General features: G+C 53.4%; 17 protein-coding genes. 11 read left to right on the forward strand and 6 right to left on the reverse strand.

Going from position 1 to position 17,563, the window contains the following annotated elements; translation table 11 throughout:
* Positions 1-372: 372 nt before the first annotated feature.
* The 3 genes from PSE_RS00335 to PSE_RS00345 are packed head-to-tail and all read left to right on the forward strand — an operon-like array spanning position 373 to position 3,412.
* Positions 373-996 carry a shikimate kinase gene (locus PSE_RS00335; protein WP_014283048.1) on the forward strand — a complete coding sequence of 208 codons (624 nt, stop codon included), beginning with the start codon at positions 373-375 and terminating at the stop codon, positions 994-996.
* On the forward strand, positions 993-2,117 hold the full coding sequence (gene aroB / locus PSE_RS00340) for a 3-dehydroquinate synthase (protein ID WP_014283049.1): 1,125 nt from the start codon (positions 993-995) through the stop codon (positions 2,115-2,117). The genes PSE_RS00335 and aroB overlap by 4 nt, the downstream gene beginning before the upstream one ends.
* Positions 2,114-3,412 (forward strand): HlyC/CorC family transporter, encoded by a 1,299-nt coding sequence (locus PSE_RS00345; RefSeq protein ID WP_014283050.1) that lies wholly within the window; start codon positions 2,114-2,116, stop codon positions 3,410-3,412. The genes aroB and PSE_RS00345 overlap by 4 nt, the downstream gene beginning before the upstream one ends.
* Before the next feature lie 172 nt (positions 3,413-3,584).
* Here the strand turns inward: PSE_RS00345 and PSE_RS00350 are convergent, their stop codons facing one another.
* Complete coding sequence (locus PSE_RS00350) at positions 3,585-3,845, reverse strand: BolA family transcriptional regulator (protein WP_041767743.1); 261 nt, start codon at positions 3,843-3,845, stop codon at positions 3,585-3,587.
* Positions 3,846-3,976: 131 nt separating this feature from the next.
* On the opposite strand from PSE_RS00350, the gene PSE_RS00355 reads away from it, so the two are divergent.
* The 4 genes from PSE_RS00355 to PSE_RS00370 all read left to right on the forward strand — a co-directional run bounded on the left by PSE_RS00355 (position 3,977) and on the right by PSE_RS00370 (position 8,687).
* Positions 3,977-4,597 (forward strand): J domain-containing protein, encoded by a 621-nt coding sequence (locus PSE_RS00355; protein ID WP_014283052.1) that lies wholly within the window; start codon positions 3,977-3,979, stop codon positions 4,595-4,597.
* A gap of 85 nt (positions 4,598-4,682) precedes the next feature.
* Entirely contained in the window at positions 4,683-5,669 is a 987-nt protein-coding gene (gene cobS, locus PSE_RS00360; RefSeq protein ID WP_041767744.1) for a cobaltochelatase subunit CobS, read from the forward strand.
* A gap of 10 nt (positions 5,670-5,679) precedes the next feature.
* Positions 5,680-7,569: a cobaltochelatase subunit CobT gene (gene cobT, locus PSE_RS00365; RefSeq protein WP_008550628.1), complete on the forward strand. Its 1,890-nt coding sequence runs from the start codon at positions 5,680-5,682 to the stop codon at positions 7,567-7,569.
* Between the two features lie 20 nt (positions 7,570-7,589).
* Positions 7,590-8,687, forward strand: coding sequence for an esterase-like activity of phytase family protein (locus PSE_RS00370; protein WP_014283054.1), 1,098 nt, complete (start codon positions 7,590-7,592; stop codon positions 8,685-8,687).
* An 82-nt stretch (positions 8,688-8,769) separates the two neighbouring features.
* Here PSE_RS00370 and PSE_RS00375 read toward each other — a convergent pair whose 3' ends face one another.
* Entirely contained in the window at positions 8,770-9,372 is a 603-nt protein-coding gene (locus PSE_RS00375) for a VUT family protein (RefSeq protein WP_008550233.1), read from the reverse strand.
* Between the two features lie 69 nt (positions 9,373-9,441).
* Entirely contained in the window at positions 9,442-9,729 is a 288-nt protein-coding gene (gene rpmB / locus PSE_RS00380) for a 50S ribosomal protein L28 (RefSeq protein WP_008550259.1), read from the reverse strand.
* A gap of 339 nt (positions 9,730-10,068) precedes the next feature.
* Between rpmB and PSE_RS00385 the strand changes: the two genes are divergently transcribed.
* From PSE_RS00385 to PSE_RS00400, 4 genes are all read left to right on the forward strand, one after another.
* Positions 10,069-10,932, forward strand: a complete 864-nt coding sequence (locus tag PSE_RS00385) for a DUF3108 domain-containing protein (RefSeq protein WP_083841532.1) — start codon at positions 10,069-10,071, stop codon at positions 10,930-10,932.
* A 177-nt stretch (positions 10,933-11,109) separates the two neighbouring features.
* Positions 11,110-12,066 (forward strand): acetyl-CoA carboxylase carboxyltransferase subunit alpha, encoded by a 957-nt coding sequence (locus tag PSE_RS00390; protein ID WP_008550517.1) that lies wholly within the window; start codon positions 11,110-11,112, stop codon positions 12,064-12,066.
* 242 nt (positions 12,067-12,308) lie between these two features.
* Complete coding sequence (locus PSE_RS00395; protein ID WP_014283058.1) at positions 12,309-13,478, forward strand: murein L,D-transpeptidase family protein; 1,170 nt, start codon at positions 12,309-12,311, stop codon at positions 13,476-13,478.
* 74 nt (positions 13,479-13,552) lie between these two features.
* Complete coding sequence (locus PSE_RS00400) at positions 13,553-14,377, forward strand: FkbM family methyltransferase (protein ID WP_014283059.1); 825 nt, start codon at positions 13,553-13,555, stop codon at positions 14,375-14,377.
* Here the strand turns inward: PSE_RS00400 and PSE_RS00405 are convergent.
* The 3 genes from PSE_RS00405 to ispG are packed head-to-tail and all read right to left on the reverse strand — an operon-like array spanning position 14,374 to position 17,308.
* Positions 14,374-15,120 (reverse strand): DUF429 domain-containing protein, encoded by a 747-nt coding sequence (locus tag PSE_RS00405; RefSeq protein WP_014283060.1) that lies wholly within the window; start codon positions 15,118-15,120, stop codon positions 14,374-14,376. The two genes, PSE_RS00400 and PSE_RS00405, sit on opposite strands and share 4 nt — an antisense overlap.
* Positions 15,113-16,030, reverse strand: coding sequence for a pyridoxal kinase (gene pdxY / locus PSE_RS00410; RefSeq protein WP_014283061.1), 918 nt, complete (start codon positions 16,028-16,030; stop codon positions 15,113-15,115). Before pdxY ends, PSE_RS00405 begins: the two co-directional genes overlap by 8 nt.
* Complete coding sequence (gene ispG, locus PSE_RS00415; RefSeq protein WP_014283062.1) at positions 16,031-17,308, reverse strand: flavodoxin-dependent (E)-4-hydroxy-3-methylbut-2-enyl-diphosphate synthase; 1,278 nt, start codon at positions 17,306-17,308, stop codon at positions 16,031-16,033.
* Between the last annotated feature and the right edge of the window lie 255 nt (positions 17,309-17,563).

Consider the following 17,563-nt stretch of genomic DNA (forward strand, 5'->3'; position numbering starts at 1 on the left):
AACCGGATGCTCCCGTATAACTTGACCGCGCATCTCCGAAAAGTGGTCGCCGATTTTCGGATAAAGCTACGCGACACGATAAGGTTTTGAAGCATTTCACTCTCATGCTTCAAGTCACCCCGAAAGAGGTGGGGTGTAGCAGTATACTTTACAATCAAAAATAGACCGTTTCACTGTACAGGTTCAACCCAAAGGCACTTCGTGTACCGCCTATTTCGCGATATCCTCTCAGTGCATGGCCCACACCCCGCACATTCTGTAGAAAAGTAGCCGTTAAATCCTATCAAACACACTTAGCCTAGAACCTTGACAGGACACTGTGTGATAATGTCAAAGCGTAAGTAAGAGTAGATGAATCGGCGAGGGCGTGGCGTGACTGCAAACGACACAAAGTCAGACAAAAAACGTCAACGGCAGCAGAATATTTTGAAGCGCCTGGGCAATAAGCCGATTGTACTTGTTGGCATTATGGGATGTGGCAAATCCACCGTGGGGCGCCGTCTGGCACAATATCTCTCTCTCAACTTCGTTGATGCAGATACAGAGATTGAAAAAGCGGCAGATCGTTCTATCTCAGAGATATTCGCTGAACACGGTGAAAGCTATTTTCGGCAAGGTGAAAAGCGTGTCATCGCCCGTCTGCTGGACGAAGGGCCACAAGTCCTCGCAACAGGTGGCGGTGCCTTCATCAATGAAGAAACACGCTCCCGCATCAAAGAAAAGGGCATCTCCATCTGGATGAAGGCCGAGCTGCCTGTCATCATGACCCGCGTGCGCAAGCGCCCAACCCGGCCATTGCTGCAAACCGCGGATCCTGAGGCAACCATGCAAAAGCTGATGGATGAGCGCTATCCGATCTACGAAGAAGCGGACATGACAATCTGGTCACGCGATGTGACCCATGAAGCTGTGATGGAAGAAATCCTGATCGCTCTGGAAAAAGGACTACCGCCTCTGACCAATGAGGCATCCGATAATAATGAGGTTGGAAAGTGACAGAAGAGAATAAAGCCACAGTCGTCAATGTTGAACTCGGCGACCGTAGCTATCCAATCCTCATTGGCCGCAATCTGCTTGAACGCGCCGGAGAAGAAATCTCCAATCGCCTCCCCGGCTCCAAAACAGTCATCATCACGGATGAGACCGTAAAGAAGCTCCACCTCAAAACGCTGGAAGAAAGCTTTCAGGCGGCAGGTGTTGAGTACAGCACTCTTGTTGTACCAGCGGGTGAAAAAACCAAACGCTTCGAAATCTTCGAGCGCCTCTGTGATGACATCCTCGCTCTGCGTCTTGAGCGCGGCGATGCCGTTGTCGCCTTAGGCGGCGGTGTTGTGGGCGATCTCTCCGGCTTCGTCTCCGGCGTTGTCCGCCGTGGCATGAAGTTTGTGCAGATCCCAACCACCCTGCTCGCGCAGGTCGACAGCTCCGTTGGCGGCAAAACCGGCATCAACTCCCGCCATGGCAAAAACCTGCTTGGCGTCTTCCACCAGCCCGCTCTGGTGCTGGCGGACACGTCCGTTCTGGATACTCTGAGCCCACGTGATTTCCGCGCAGGCTACGCAGAAGTGGCCAAATACGGCCTGATCAATGATCCGGAGTTCTTCGAATGGCTGGAGAACAACTGGGAAGGCATCTTCTCTGGTGGGCCTGAGCGAGATCAGGCAGTCGCACATTCCTGCCGTGCCAAAGCAGCTGTTGTTGCAGCGGACGAACTGGAATCCGGCAACCGGGCACTGCTCAATCTCGGCCACACCTTCGGCCACTCGCTGGAAGGTGCTGTCGCCTATGAGACTGAACGACTGGTGCACGGAGAAGGCGTTTCCATCGGCATGGTACTGGCCCATGAGTTTTCTGAGCAGCTTGGCCTGTGCCCGGCAGAAGACACCAAACGTGTCATCGCGCACATGGAAGCTGTTGGCCTGCCAACCCGCATTGATCAAATCCCTGGGCAGTTACCGCCAATTGATACTTTTATGGACCTAATCGCACAGGACAAAAAAGTAAGTCGCGGTCAGCTCACTTTTATCCTTACAAAAGGGATCGGCACTTCCTATGTCGATAAAACTGTAAGCGCGGAACCCCTCCGCGCGTTTCTTGAGGAGAAACTCGGCAAATGACGGACTACGCTTTTTGGGCTTCCGTTGTCGCAATTGCAATTTTGCTCGTCCTATCGGGCTTTTTTTCCGGGTCGGAAACGGCCCTGACAGCTGCATCACGCGCACGCATGCATGCGCTGGTCAAATCCGGGAATAAAAGAGCGTCCATTGTTGCAGGACTGATCGAGTTCAGAGAGCGCCTCATCGGCGCTCTGCTGCTTGGCAACAACCTGGTCAATATTCTGGCCTCCGCACTGGCAACCTCCCTGTTCCTGAAACTCTTCGGTGACGCAGGTGTAGCTTACGCCACATTGGTCATGACCCTGATGGTTCTGATCTTTTCAGAAGTGCTGCCAAAAACATGGGCCATCGCCAACGCAGAAAAATTCGCACTCAACGTGGCTCCGGTCGTGCGTGTTCTGGTCGTTGTCTTCGGTCCGATTGTTGCTGCAATCGAGGTGATTGTTCGCCTCGTTCTGCGCATTTTCGGCATTCGCATTGATGAGTCCACCGCAGTGCTGTCCGCTCATGAAGAGCTGCGCGGCACGCTGGACCTTCAGCACAAAGAAGGCGGACTGATCAAAGCGGACAAAGACCGTATCGGTGGCCTGCTGGATCTGGCGGAACTTGAAGTCTCCGACGTCATGGTTCACCGCACCAAGCTGTTCGCGCTCAACGCTGACCTGCCACCGGAAGAGCTGGTGGAAGAAGTGCTGGCCAGCCCGTTCACCCGTATCCCGCTGTGGCGCGATGATCCGGACAACATGGTCGGCTTGCTCCACGCCAAAGACGTTCTGCGCGCAATCGCAAACCTCAAAGGCGACATGGCGCGGTTTGAGTTGGACAAGGTCATGAGCCCGCTGTGGTTCGTACCGGACACCACCAGCCTTCAGAACCAGCTCAACGCCTTCCTGAAGCGCAAAACTCACTTCGCTCTCGTGGTAGACGAGTACGGTGAAGTGATGGGCCTGGTCACGCTGGAAGACATTCTGGAAGAGATCGTCGGTGAAATCGCAGATGAACACGACATCGAACTGCCAGGCCTCAAGCCTCAGGCAGACGGTTCCGTCATCGTCGAAGGCTCAGTCCCGATTCGAGATCTCAACCGCGCAACCGACTGGAACCTTCCAGACGATGAAGCAACCACAATCGCTGGTCTGGTTATTCACGAAGCCAAGATGATCCCTGAAGAGCGTCAGATCTTCACCTTCCACGGCTTCCGCTTCACAGTTCTGAGCCGGGAAAAGAACCGTATCACGCGCCTGCGCATGATGGCGCTCAACCCACTTCAGGACGCGAAGAAAGCATCCAAATAAAATGGGCCCTGCGGGGCCCATTTCTGTCTCTGCGGTTCAATAAAAAACGCAGAAATAACGCAAAGCGCTCAAATCAACGCACATAACAACGCAAACGCGTGAAAGGCTAATGTCTACAACGTACTAGCCATTTGCCGCATTGATTTAGTGCCGCCAATATACCAAATATGACTTAGTGAGATTTGGCCTCAATGGCGAGCGCATGAATGCCTCCGGCGATCTCCTCAGCCACGCAATCGTTTACTGCACGATGCATAGCGACGCGGGACATACCCTCAAAGGCTGTGGATATGATCTTGATCCGGAAGTGGGTTTGTCCCCCTTCGCGCCAGCCGCCATGGCCGCGGTGACTCTCGGATTCGTCGGTGACTTCAAGAAGCTGCGGCTTGAACGCGGCTTCCAGTTTAGTGATCATGATGTCTCTTGTGCTCATGTTTTCTGTATCTCTCACGAAGGAAACCGTCGTCAAGGCCTTGCCTAACAGGGTCACTTTTTTCTATTTATACCGGCTACCTGCTTTAAAGCAGGTGCTGTTCCAATCGCAAGGCAACTGAAAACCGAAAAATGAAGCAAACTTCCTCCATTTTCGACAGCATTCGCGTTAAGTCAAATAAAGACCGCACTCAGAACACCGACGGGCCTAAGTGCGAATGGGACGGCTGTAACAAGCCTGGCACCCACAAAGCACCGAAAGGTCGCGACCGGGAAGGCCAATACTTTCACTTCTGCGTAGACCACGTAAAGGCCTACAACAAATCATATAATTACTTTTCTGGAATGGATGACGACAGCGTTCGCCAGTATCAGCGCGAGGGCATGACCGGACACCGTCCAACCTGGAAAATGGGTGTTAACTCCAAAGCAGACGCCGCCAACGCCCGCGATGGCAGCCGTTCCAGCATTGGTGGAGACAACGTCAACGACCCGCACGACTTCTTTGCCGGAGCCGCCGGAGGCCGCCGCCAACCACAAGAGCCGCAACGTAAGGTGCTGGCACTTGAGAAAAGGTCATTTGAAACTTTGAACCTTAGGGTAACTGCCCGTGGCGCCGAGATAAAAACCCGCTATAAAGAGCTGGTAAAGATTCATCACCCTGATGCCAACGGCGGAGACCGCTCCTCGGAAGACCGCCTACGCGAGATTATTCAGGCCTACAACGTGCTCAAGAAATCCGGTTACTGCTAGGTCATCCGTTCGACTAGTTCCCAGATCTCTTATGATTTTCTAGATTTTCATTACCCCGATTTCGACGTGGGGCCGCGGAGGAAAAATGATAGATACGATGCAGACCGCTCAAACCCTGCCGACCGAAACTATTTCTGTACGTGAAGTCTTTGGCATCGACAGCGACATGGAAGTGAAAGCATTCGCTGAACCAAATGAGCACGTCCCTGAAGTTGATCCGGACTACCTCTTTGATAAAGCGACAACTCTCGCAATTCTGGCAGGTTTCGCAAGAAACCGTCGCGTGATGGTCTCCGGTTACCACGGTACTGGTAAATCAACCCACATCGAGCAGGTCGCTGCCCGCCTTAACTGGCCTTGTGTGCGCGTAAACCTCGATAGCCATGTCTCTCGTATCGACCTGGTTGGTAAAGACGCCATCGTCGTAAAAGACGGCCACACCGTAACCGAGTTCAAAGACGGCATCCTGCCATGGGCGCTGCAGAACAACGTTGCTCTCGTCTTCGACGAATACGATGCAGGCCGCCCGGACGTGATGTTCGTGATCCAGCGCGTTCTTGAGGTTTCCGGTCGTTTGACCCTTCTCGACCAGAACCGTGTGATCCACCCTCACCCAGCTTTCCGCCTGTTCGCAACAGCAAACACTGTCGGCCTTGGCGATACATCCGGCCTCTACCACGGTACACAGCAGATCAACCAGGGCCAGATGGACCGCTGGTCTATCGTGACCACCCTGAACTACCTGCCTCACGACAACGAGGTAGAGATCGTTCTGGCGAAGTCTCCGCACTACAGCGGCGCAGAAGGCCGTTCCATCGTTTCCAAGATGGTCCGCGTGGCAGACATGACCCGCAGCGCCTTCATCAACGGGGAACTGTCTACCGTGATGAGCCCGCGTACAGTGATCACATGGTCAGAAAACGCTGAAATCTTTGGCGATATCGGCTTTGCCTTCCGCCTGACCTTCCTGAACAAGTGTGACGATACCGAGCAAGCGCTGGTTTCTGAGTTCTACCAGCGTTGTTTCGGGGAAGACCTTCCTGAATCAGCGGCAAACATCGTCATGAGCTAAGGGGAGTTATATGGCAGGTACCAGCAACTCCTCTAGTAAGAACAAACCTGCCAGCCAGCCATTCAAGCAAGCGATGGGCTCTACAGTCAGAGCCATCGCAGGCGAACCTGAGCTGGAGGTTGTTTTCTCACCGGATAAACCGGGCATGACCAGCGGGCGCGTACGCCTGCCGGAGCCATCCCGTACGATGACAAAGGAAGAAGTCGCGATCACCCGTGGTCTCGGCGATTCCATGGCGTTGCGCCTTGCTTGTCACGATCCGGCAGTGCACTCCAAGCACGTCCCTCAGGGCGAAAACGCACGCGCCATCTTTAACGCAGTCGAGCAGGCACGCGTTGAAGCTCTTGGCGCTGTCCGCATGCCGGGCGCTGGCGACAACATCGACGCCATGCTCGAAGATCGCTACTTCAAAGGCAACTTCGCTGAAATCACCGCCAAAGACGAAGCGCCGATGCAGGATGCGATCGCTCTGCTGGTGCGCGAACGCCTGACAGGACGCGAGGTGCCGAAAAGCGCTCAGCGTATGGTCGATCTCTGGCGTCCGTTCGTTGAGGAAAAGGCGGATCACGAGCTAAACAAACTCGTTACTCGCATGGATGATCAGATCGCATTTGCCAAGCAGATGCGCGATCTCCTCACTTCCCTCGACATGGCCGATGAGCTCGGCGAAGAGCCAGAGGACGACGACGAGAACAACGACGAAAGCCAGCAGGATCAGGAAGATCGCTCCGATACGTCCGGTGACATGCAGGAAGATCAGGGTGATCAGGAAGGCGCCCCTGAAGAGATGGAGCTTTCCGGCGAAGAGCAGGAAAGCGGCGAAACCGAAGGCGTCGACAGCGAGATGCAGGACATTTCCGAAGAGGATATGTCCGATCAGGCTGAAGAGCCGGGCGAACAGGAACGCCGGGATCATCCGTTCTCCAACCAGCCTTCTGCTGACGAGTACCGCGTCTTCACACAGGCATTCGATGAAATCATCGCCGCCGAAGATCTCTGCGATCAGGAAGAGCTGGATCGTCTCCGTGGTTTCCTAGATAAGCAGCTGGCATCCTTGTCTGGTGCTGTCTCACGTCTGGCAAACCGCCTGCAGCGTAAGCTCATGGCGCAGCAGAGCCGGTCCTGGGACTTCGATCTGGAAGAAGGCATCATCGACAGTGCCCGTCTCCATCGCGTCGTGATCGACCCATTGCAACCACTTGCGTTCAAATGGGAAAATGACACCGAGTTCCGTGATACCGTGGTGACACTGGTGCTGGATAACTCCGGTTCCATGCGTGGTCGCCCGATCACCGTTGCAGCCACGTGCGCAGATATTCTGGCGCGTACACTGGAACGTTGCGGTGTGAAAGTGGAGATCCTTGGCTTCACCACGAAGGCATGGAAAGGTGGTCAGTCCCGTGAGGCTTGGCTCAAGGATGGCAAACCATCCAACCCGGGCCGCTTGAACGACCTGCGCCACATCATCTACAAGTCCGCAGATGCTCCTTGGCGCCGCGCCAAGCGCAATCTGGGCCTGATGATGCGCGAGGGCCTTCTGAAGGAAAACATCGACGGTGAAGCTCTGGATTGGGCACACAAGCGTTTGCTTGCACGTCCGGAACGTCGCCGTATCCTGATGATGATCTCAGACGGCGCACCGGTAGATGACTGCACACTCTCTGTGAACCCAGGCAACTATCTGGAAAAGCACCTGCGCAATGTGATCGCCGAGATTGAAAACAGATCTCCAGTCGAACTGATCGCAATCGGCATTGGCCACGACGTGACCCGCTATTACAAACGTGCAGTCACAATCGTGGACGCTGAAGAGCTGGCAGGCGCAATGACAGATCAGCTTGCTGACCTGTTCGATGAGCACAGCAGCCAAGATCACGGCAGACGTCGCGGACGCCGATGAAGCTATCTCGACGTATATTTTTGACAGGAGCAGCGGCCGCAGCAACAACTGCAGCCGCTGCTTCTTTGCCTTTTAGCGAGAGTGAAGCCCAGCAAAGCGGTTTTCAGCCAATGAAAATCCGCTCCAAGGAGATCAAACGCTTCAAGTTCTCCGGTGGCCAATCAGAGCAATACGGCCCTCTCCTGTTTCTGGGCGGGCTTGAGCTGAGCAGCTCCAATGGACGTTTTGGCGGCTACTCCGGCCTACTGACACTCAACAACGGTACAGACATCATCGCTGTGTCTGATCGTGGGCACTGGCTGCGTGGCCAGCTCTCACAATCATCCCGAGGAAAGCCTATAAAGCTCCTCAACGCTGAAACAGCTACTTTGCTGGACAGCAAGGGCAGAAAACTCAAAAAGACCTCCAGAGCTGATACAGAAGGCCTGAGCATTGGCGGCTCCGCCAGCGCACCTCGCATCTTCGTTAGTCACGAAGGCAAGGGCGGCATCATGACGTATCCTCTGAACCTGAAAACAGGCGAAGAGCGCGCGAAACATCTGCTGATCCCGAAAGAGATCAGAGGCCTTGCCAGAAACAAAAGCCTTGAGTCCGTCGCAGTTGGCCCGCCAAACTCTCCTTTATCAGGATCGATTATCACCATCGCTGAACGTGGAAAGTCGCTGGATCACCACAGACCCGCATGGATCATCGGCGGCCCTAAGGAAGGCAAGTTCTGGATTAAAAAGCAAGGCAACTACGATGTCACGGACGCAGCATTCCTGCCCAACGGCGACCTGTTGATCCTTGAGCGCCTGTTCAACCTCTCAGAAGGCCTTGGGATGCGCATCAGGCAACTGGATGGCTCTAACCTGAGGCCGAACCACCTCCATACAGGAAAGACGCTCCTGACCGCTGATTTCAGCTATCAGATTGACAACATGGAGGCTCTGAGCGTTCACAAGAACGCCTTCGGAGAAACTGTTCTCTCCCTCATGTCAGATGACAACAGATCATTCCTGCAACGCACAGTCCTGCTGCGCTTTGTTCTGACAGACAATGACCCTTTCAGAGAACCGTTTGAACGCGCGCCCAAAGAAGCGAAGATCGTTCCTAAGCCCAAGTCCAAGCCAAGGTAAGTTGGCTTGAATGCCCCCCTGAAAACAAAAAAGGCACCGGAACCAATCCGATGCCTTCTTAAATTCTTTTAAAACGATCAGCTTATCCGCGCTGCGGAGCAGGTACCGCGCCGATTACTCCCAAAGCGATGCGGTAAGGAACAAGCATGCTCATCGCTACGAGGATCTTCACGCTGAAGTCGCCAACTGCCCAGGAAACCCAACGAGGAACTTCCAGAGCGAACACACCAAACAATGGCGCGACCTCAACCGCAAACGCATCGTGATAACCCAGAAACGCAAACTGTGTAGCAAAAGCAAGGCTAAAGAACAGCGCGGTATCTAGCATAGTGCCAAGCGTGGAAGAGACTACAGGAGCCTTCCACCAGCGACCATCACGAAGACGATGGAACACAGTCACGTCAAGCAACTGAGCAATCAGGAATGCACTTCCTGATGCAATTGCAATGCGCGGTGTTGCCAGAACGATAGAGAGAGCAACAGCAACAGCGAAGCCCGCATACACGACTTTGCGCGCAGCAGCAGGACCAAACTGTCGGTTAATCAAATCAGTTACAAGGAATGCCACCGGATATGTGAAAGCACCCCATGTAAGCAGGTCTGCCAGATTAACAGCCCCGAGCATTCCCTGAACAGGAAATTGAACGAGGTAGTTCGAAGCGACGACCACTGCGGTCATTGCCATAATGGCAAGAGCCAGTGGTCGAGCAGTATTCGACTTAGTCACGCTCAATCCCTTTCAAGAATGATGTGATTAAGCAGCTGCCTGACGACGCTTGATTTCGGTGCGCAGCAGACGTGCTTTTGGAGAAAGCTCAGCTTCTGCAGCTTTCATCAAGAATGCGTCCAGACCACCACGGTGCTCAACAGAACGAAGAGCGTGTGCAGAGATGCGCAGCTTGTAGGTTTCGCCGAGAGTATCGCTCATCAGAGAAACGTTGCAGAGGTTTGGCAAGAACCGACGACGGCTCTTGTTGTTTGCGTGAGACACGTTGTTGCCGGTCATCACGTCTTTACCGGTAAGTTCGCAGCGGCGTGCCATGAGGGTCACCCTTTTAATTTGTAGGCGCCCTCATTTTTGGGCGCATTCTGTTAAAACCGGCAGGTCGCGGACGACATAGTCACGCGGAACCACCTCCGGCCCTGTACGGAAAAGTTGGCTTGCTATAATTAGTACAGCAGAATTCGTCAAGGCTTTGCTGCCTATTTGCCTGTTCGAAGCCCATATTTCAATCAAAACTCGAACAAACTCACATCTCTTAACCACCGTGTTACCATGTTTAGGTAGTTTCATATTTCAATGACTTTGAATTTTTTGTTCAGTTTCCTGAGTTCTCAGGCTGTCAGGCGCCAATGTCTGCGGCTGCGGAGGTACAGTATCGTGCGAGTATCAGTTTCTAAGATTTGCAGTTTTGCAGGCAAATCGAGCGTAATAGCCGTCGCAGCACTTTCATTTGGCACACTATCCACAGCTGCTTTGGGGAAAACAGAACGCCTCGGCGGTGTCTACAATATTTCTTATGCAGGTTTCACTGTGGGAAAAGGGTCTTTCTCACTCATCCTCAGAGACAACGCCTACTCCGCAAAAGTCGGCATGGAGCCAGCAGGCATCGGAACTCTCTTCTCCACAGGCAAAGGTGGAGCGCAGGCCACAGGCTGGATGAAGGGCGGCAAAATTCTGCCAAGCACCTACACCATGGCCTCCCACGCATCTAACCGAGACTTCTATGTAAATCTCGGTCAGGGCTCTGGTCACGTCCGCACTACTCAGGTCACTCCGAAGTACAAACCTTCCAAGACCCGCGTTAAGGTTACCGGCCAGCACAAACTCAATGCGATGGACCCATTGAGCGCAGCGATCGTTCGCGCGCCGTCCCGCTCTAAAGTGCTTGATCCATCAGTATGTAATCGCAAACTGCCAATCTATGATGGCTGGGCACGCTTCAACATCAATATGAAGTTCAAGGAAGTACGTGAGGTCTCAGGCAACGGATACAACGGCCCTGTCGTTGTCTGCTCTGCACGCTGGGAGCCAATTGCCGGACACCGCCCGGAAAGAAAGTCTGTTCAGTATCTGGCCAACAACGCCAATATTGAGACATGGCTGGCGCCGATTGGAAACACCCGCGTTCTCATTCCTTATAAGGTCTCTATTCCAACTGCGACGGGCACACTCGTTCTGGAGGCTTCAAAGCTGAACATGCCGCAAACGTCAGGACTCCGCAAAAAAACAGCTTCCCGCTAGGATTTGCACTTTAATCCAAGATCTTCTTGTTTGAAGGGGTTCAAACACCCACATTTGTGCTGCAAAGCCTTGACAGATGACCCAGCTGTCGCCAGTGTCGCGCCAAAATTATAGCGCGGTCCAACGCCTTTTAGTCGGCGGGTCAAGCCCGCTGATTGTTACGAGTGAATATCCAATATGCGCAGTTACCTCGAATTCGAAAAACCAGTTGCTGACCTTGAAGGCAAAGTACAGGAATTGAAGATCCTGGCTGAAGGTGGGGAAGCGGTTGATGTGGAAGACGAGATTGCCCGTCTCCAGGAAAAAGCAGATCAGGCACTCAGCGACATCTACTCTCGCTTGACGCCTTGGCAGAAAACTCTGGTGGCCCGCCACCCAGACCGTCCACATTCACTGGACTACATCAACGCTCTGATCACAGACTTCACACCTCTTGCTGGTGACCGCAAATTCTCCGAGGATTGCGCAATTATTGCAGGCTTTGGTCGCTTCCGCGGTCAGTCCGTTGCAATTCTTGGCCAAGAAAAAGGTAACGACACCGAAAGCCGCCTGAAGCACAACTTCGGCATGGCTCGTCCGGAAGGTTACCGCAAAGCCGTCCGTATCATGGAACTGGCTGATCGCTTCAACATCCCTGTTGTCTCTTTCGTAGACACCGCAGGTGCATACCCAGGCATCGGCGCTGAAGAGCGCGGCCAGGCAGAAGCAATTGCTCGCTCTACCGATATGTGTCTCGGCCTTGGCGTTCCAAACATCTCCATCGTCATCGGTGAAGGCGGCTCCGGCGGCGCGATCGCAATCGCCACCACCAACCACGTGGCAATGCTGGAACACTCCATCTACTCTGTGATTTCTCCGGAAGCAGGCGCATCCATTCTGTGGCGCGACAGCACCCGGGCACAGGACGCAGCCACCAACATGAAGATCACCGCAGAAGACCTCTCCGGCTTCCGCATCATCGACGAGATCATCAAGGAACCAATCGGTGGTGCACACCGCGCAAAAGAGATCGTTATCGATCGCGCAGGATCCAGCATTGAGAACGCCCTGAGCAAGATGGCTGGTCAGTCTGCAGACGACCTTAAGAAGCAGCGTCGGGAGAAGTTCTTACGCATAGGTCGTGAACTCGGCTGATTCGAACCTACGATTTATTGTGGGTATCCACTAAATTTTTTATAAAAGGCATCAGATATACATCTGATGCCTTTTTTGTTTGATCCAATCAAACTCGGGGGAAAGTGCATCTTGGGGAATACCCCTCAATCTCAGAGAGAATGATCTGTGGTAAGATTCGATCAACCTTAACCCAGATAGTCTAAGTGTAGAGTCGAGATTGGGGTTCGGGCAAACTAGCCCCAGCATGGTGGGTCAAGCACATGATTAAAGTGTTTCAGGGAGAGTCTGGCAAGAACGTAAAGCGCGCCGCAGCGCTTGCGCTGGCACTAACGCTAGCCGCTTGTCAGGGAACAGAGTTTGGCGCTGAAAAGCACCAGCAGCCTGTCAGCAAAAGCCTTTCCAACCGCATGAAGTCCAAGGACATGGAGCTCAAGTCTCCAATCATGGTGCGACTGTTCAAGCAAGAGTCCGAGCTGGAAGTCTGGAAGCAGACCAAATCTGGCGAGTATGCACTGCTTGAAACATTCGATATCTGCAAATGGTCTGGTAAACTCGGCCCGAAATTCAAAGAAGGTGACCGACAGGCCCCTGAAGGCTTCTATGAAGTCACTCCGGGCCTGATGAACCCGTTCTCTTCTTACTATCTGTCATTCAACCTTGGCTTCCCAAACAAGTTTGACCGCGCACACGATCGCACTGGCTCAAACCTGATGGTCCATGGTGCCTGCTCTTCTCGTGGCTGTTACGCCATGACTGATGAGCAAATCGCCGATATCTACGCTCTTGGCCGCGACAGCTTCCTGGGTGGTCAGAGAAAGTTTCAGGTGCAGGCATTCCCGTTCCGCATGACACCAGAAAACATGGCAAAGAACGCAAGTTCCGAGCACTACGAGTTCTGGCGCATGTTGAAACGTGGTTACGACCACTTTGAGGTCACGAAACGCCCACCAGCCATTGAAGTCTGCGATAAGAAGTATGTCTTCAACGCGAAAGCAGACCGTCGTGGCACCAAGTTCAATTCCCGCGCAGCCTGCCCGACTTACACAGTGCCTGAACACATCGCAGTCGCAGTTGCTGAAAAGCAGGCCAGAGACGCGCGTGAGACAGCTGAAATCCAGATCGCAATGGAAAACAGCAAACGCCGCAAAGAGAAGATTGCAGCATTCTTTGGTGGCACCTCCACAACCGATGTTGCAAAGGCAGAAGCACCAAATGCAACACCTGTGAATGTTGAAGCCGCAAAAGTTCTGGCACTTGCAGCAGAAGAGCCATCCCCGGCTCCAAAGAAAGCATCTGAAACAGAGCGTGCCTTCAACTACTTCACATCCCTGTTCTCAAATAGCCGTATTGGTGAAGAGAACAAGGTTGTTGCAGAGGTCAAGGATCCGTTCCCGGCAGCCCCTGCCCCACGCATCAAACCGCAATTGTGACGCGGCGTTAATCGAAACCTAGCCTGGCTCATGTACGCTGATCTCAATGAAGATCAACAAGTCAGGTTAGGCAGATGCCAGGCTCAAAAACCTTCTTTGGCAAGTACCACAGCAAAGAGTACATCAACGAACGCCGCCACCTGCGCGGTCTTCTGGGCTATTACATCAAGTACATCCCCATGTCGTGGGGTGTCCGGCTTGGCCTCTCCTCCGGCATCCTGACCAGATATGGCGTTGAACTCACCCCCAACGTCTTCGATGCAACCTTCCGCATGTGCTGCGAAGGCGGTTACGGCACATTCCTCTCCAGCTATTTGGTAGACTACGAAAAGCCTTTCATCATGCTGGACATCGGTGCCAATCAGGGCCTCTTCAGCCTGCTTGCCGCTCAAAACACCAAATGCCAGCAAGTCTTAGCCTTTGAACCTGTTGCCACCACGTTTCAGCTGTTGGAACAGAACATCGAACTCAACCTTGCCACCTCTCGCATTAAGGCAGTGCAGGCAGCCGTATCTGACCATGCCGGACAAGCTCGGATCTTCCTCAGCAAAACCCACAGCGGCGGCGCCTCACTCAGCCAAAGCACAGTGCACTCCTCTGACAAAACAGAGGAGATCGAAACCGTATCAGCGCAGCAACTCAATGAGATGGTGACAGATGACGTTGATGTGGTGGTTAAGCTGAACGCAGAAGGCCACGAAGAAACCGTCGTCAAAGAACTCATCAAGACGAACTTCTTCCCGCAAGTTCAGGCAATCTTCTATGAAAGAGATGTTCGGTGGGCTGATCCCAACATGCTCAAAAACCTGTTGGAGGAACAAGGTTTCAAGAGCTTCAAACGCGTTGGTAAAGAACCGCGCCTCGATGTCCTCGCAAGCCGGGAACCCGACGAAACTTAAGCCCAGATGGCCATCCGCAACCCGCGCTCATCACGCCCGAAGTCAGTGGGAAATGGCTCCGCTTGCCCAGTCAACAACCGCTCTGCAATCACTGCATTAACAGCAGCATCCATAAGATCATCCCGCGCAACCCCTTTAGGTGGCTTCTGATCCAGAAAGCTGGCGGTATAGTCATACTGCACAAGCAAGTCCCGCCGTGCATCTAAGCCCGCAGGATAGCTGCTCCCCTTGACCTTCTTAGGGATCGCAATCGGTTCCTGACCGTTCAAACGCCAGAAGGCCACCTCGGGATGAACCTCAAACACCCGCTCTTCCAGCTCAGGTGTCATCAGCTGATCAATCTCGCGGATTTTCGGAAAGATATGGAATGCCTGTTTGGAGACCTTCTTCGGCGGTGTGGAATGCGCCAAGGCAGCTGAACATGCCTCGCGATAATCTTCGCAGTAAATCGCAGCTCGTGCGGGAATGGAAAACACCGTCGACTGCCGCATCCCAAGAAGTGGACGAACCGCCTTCTCCGGTCCACGCCCAACACTGCCAATCTGCCCAGGCAGTCCAATCGGCATATCGACTGCTATCTTTTGAGGCTTAAACTCTGAAGCCAGCAAATCAGCAAAATGCGGGAAGATTTTCACTTCAGAAGGTCTGTCAGAACCAACCCACCGGAAAACAGCAATCCACCCGGCTTTGCAACCATCAACACCAGCCACACAGGCTGGCGTAGATTGAGTTGTCTCAGGCACGCTCAGGCGCCTCAACCACGCGGCGACTATTCACCAAAGCCATAGGCTGGATCAGTGGATCCTGATGCTCAGAATAAAGCAAATCGTCCGAACCGACTTTTACAGAGCGAGCAACCAGCTCAAATGTTGAAGCAGTCGCTTTCTTCAGCGCCTCTTCATCACTCTGGCCACTCAAACTGCGCGCCAGATAAAGCGCTGCCAGCAAATCGCCAGTCCCATGCGGAGCGCCCTGCACTTCTGCATGCTCAATCGCCAGACTTCCGCGCGGGCCAACCAACAAGTTGGAAATGGAATTACGCCGGATCGCAGGAGAAGACGTCACAATCGTCCGCTCCACTTGCAGCGTACGCGCTGCCGCAACAGCTTCATTTTCCATCTCGGTACCAAACCCACTCAGCCACGCAAGCTCATAGCGGTTCGGCGTAATAACATCTGCCAAAGGCAACAGCTGATCGCGAATAGCTTCAGCGATAGGCTCAGCAACATAAAGCCCACCCTTATCACCGATCACCGGATCGCAGAGATAAACCGCATCATCGTTGCGGCTCTTCACCTCTTCCACGATCTTCGCCACCTCAGCGACCTGAGCGACGTTTGCCATATAACCAGAGATGACACCCTTAACGGAGCTTAGCCGGTCACTGGCACAAATCTGCTGGGCGATCTGCGTAAACGCTTCTTCACTGGCAGAAATCCGCTCACCTGCACCTTGTCCCGGATGCCAGGGCAGCAAAATAGTAGGCAACATCCAGACATTAAAGCCCATGCGCTCCAGTGCAAACACAGCGCTACGCGTGCCAACACAACCACTGACGACCTGCGAGGAGATCACCAGAACCGAAGGTTTTTCCTTCGGGGCATTGTCTCTGATTTTGTGCTCTACTTTTTTGACAAACCGCTCAAGCGACATCTAGGAAATCTCGTGTTCTGAAGAAACGCCGGTACCATAGCGCTTCTCGATATAATCCAGAACCATCGCTTTAAACTCATTAGCGATGTTCGGCCCACGCAGGGTAACAGTTTTAACACCGTCAACAAACACAGGTGCAGCAGGTGTTTCACCCGTACCCGGCAGGGAAATACCAATGTCAGCGTGCTTGGATTCACCCGGACCATTCACGATACAGCCCATAACCGCAACGTTGAGCTCTTCAACACCCGGATACTGCTCACGCCACTTCGGCATGCTCTCGCGAATATGCTCCTGAATGTCCTGCGCCAACTCCTGGAAGACGGTGGAAGTTGTACGACCACAGCCTGGACATGCCGCAACAATCGGCACAAAGTTGCGGAAGCCCATAGTCTGCAACAATTCCTGAGAAACCTGAACCTCACGGGTACGATCTCCACCCGGCTCTGGCGTCAAAGAAATACGAATAGTATCACCAATGCCCTGCTGCAGCAGAATGCCCATGGAGGCAGATGAAGCCACAATGCCCTTCGTTCCCATGCCAGCTTCAGTCAGGCCAAGGTGAAGCGCATAATCACAGCGCTGTGCCAGATCGGTGTAAACAGCAATTAGATCCTGAACCTGAGATACCTTCGCAGACAAGATGATCTTGTCTCGCCCAAGTCCCAGCTCTTCAGCACGTTGAGCAGATAGCAAACCAGACTGGCAAATCGCTTCGCGCATCACTTCCTGCGCAGTCAGCGGAGAGCCTTCCTCCTGGTTCTTGTCCATCAGATGGGTCAGCAGCTCCTGATCAAGGGAGCCCCAGTTCACGCCGATGCGCACAGGCTTATCGTGCTTCATCGCCATTTCGATGATCTGACCGAACTGCTTGTCCTTCTTGGTTTTGAAACCAACGTTCCCCGGATTGATCCGGTACTTGTCGAGCGCCTCAGCACAATCAGGATGATCTGCGAGTAGCTTGTGCCCTATGTAATGGAAGTCACCAACCAGCGGAACATTGACGCCAATACGCTGCAAACGCTCTTTAATGCGCGGCACAGCAGCAGCAGCTTCATCACGGTCAACCGTAATACGCACCAACTCCGAGCCAGCACGCGCCAATGCGGACACCTGCGCGACAGTGGAATCCACGTCTGCAGTATCGGTATTCGTCATGGACTGAACAACAACAGGCGCTTCACCGCCAACAATCACCCCGCCAACGTCGACAGCCACAGAACGACGGCGCGGAAACGGGGAAGAAATATAGGTTTGGCTCTTGTTAGTCATGATCATTCCACTGGGATAAATCTTTAGGCAAGCAAGTGCAGCATGCAGCCCGCCCTGTCAACTTTTTAGCGCACTCTCAACTCAGTTTGATGTCATCTTCAGACACCATCATGCTCCCCAAGATTTCACAGTAAACCTCTCTTCAGAATGATGCTAGGTCCTCAGCATCATTGGGAAACACAAAATGCCAGAGAGCTTTTGACGCAACGCACGCATCTCTAACCTTACATTAAGGACAAAAGACAGATTGGCGGTCACTTC

This window comes from Pseudovibrio sp. FO-BEG1 (assembly GCF_000236645.1).
Classification (GTDB): domain Bacteria; phylum Pseudomonadota; class Alphaproteobacteria; order Rhizobiales; family Stappiaceae; genus Pseudovibrio.

Bases quoted from the DNA above. Each gene is read 5' to 3' on its own strand.
- pdxY (WP_014283061.1), bottom strand. From the start codon at position 16,030: ATGTCGCTTGAGCGGTTTGTCAAAAAAGTAGAGCACAAAATCAGAGAC.
- cobS (WP_041767744.1), top strand. From the start codon at position 4,683: ATGATAGATACGATGCAGACCGCTCAAACCCTGCCGACCGAAACTATT.
- PSE_RS00345 (WP_014283050.1), top strand. From the start codon at position 2,114: ATGACGGACTACGCTTTTTGGGCTTCCGTTGTCGCAATTGCAATTTTG.
- ispG (WP_014283062.1), bottom strand. From the start codon at position 17,308: ATGATCATGACTAACAAGAGCCAAACCTATATTTCTTCCCCGTTTCCG.
- PSE_RS00400 (WP_014283059.1), top strand. From the start codon at position 13,553: ATGCCAGGCTCAAAAACCTTCTTTGGCAAGTACCACAGCAAAGAGTAC.
- PSE_RS00375 (WP_008550233.1), bottom strand. From the start codon at position 9,372: ATGGCAATGACCGCAGTGGTCGTCGCTTCGAACTACCTCGTTCAATTT.
- PSE_RS00355 (WP_014283052.1), top strand. From the start codon at position 3,977: ATGAAGCAAACTTCCTCCATTTTCGACAGCATTCGCGTTAAGTCAAAT.
- PSE_RS00390 (WP_008550517.1), top strand. From the start codon at position 11,110: ATGCGCAGTTACCTCGAATTCGAAAAACCAGTTGCTGACCTTGAAGGC.
- PSE_RS00395 (WP_014283058.1), top strand. From the start codon at position 12,309: ATGATTAAAGTGTTTCAGGGAGAGTCTGGCAAGAACGTAAAGCGCGCC.
- PSE_RS00350 (WP_041767743.1), bottom strand. From the start codon at position 3,845: ATGAGCACAAGAGACATCATGATCACTAAACTGGAAGCCGCGTTCAAG.
- cobT (WP_008550628.1), top strand. From the start codon at position 5,680: ATGGCAGGTACCAGCAACTCCTCTAGTAAGAACAAACCTGCCAGCCAG.
- rpmB (WP_008550259.1), bottom strand. From the start codon at position 9,729: ATGGCACGCCGCTGCGAACTTACCGGTAAAGACGTGATGACCGGCAAC.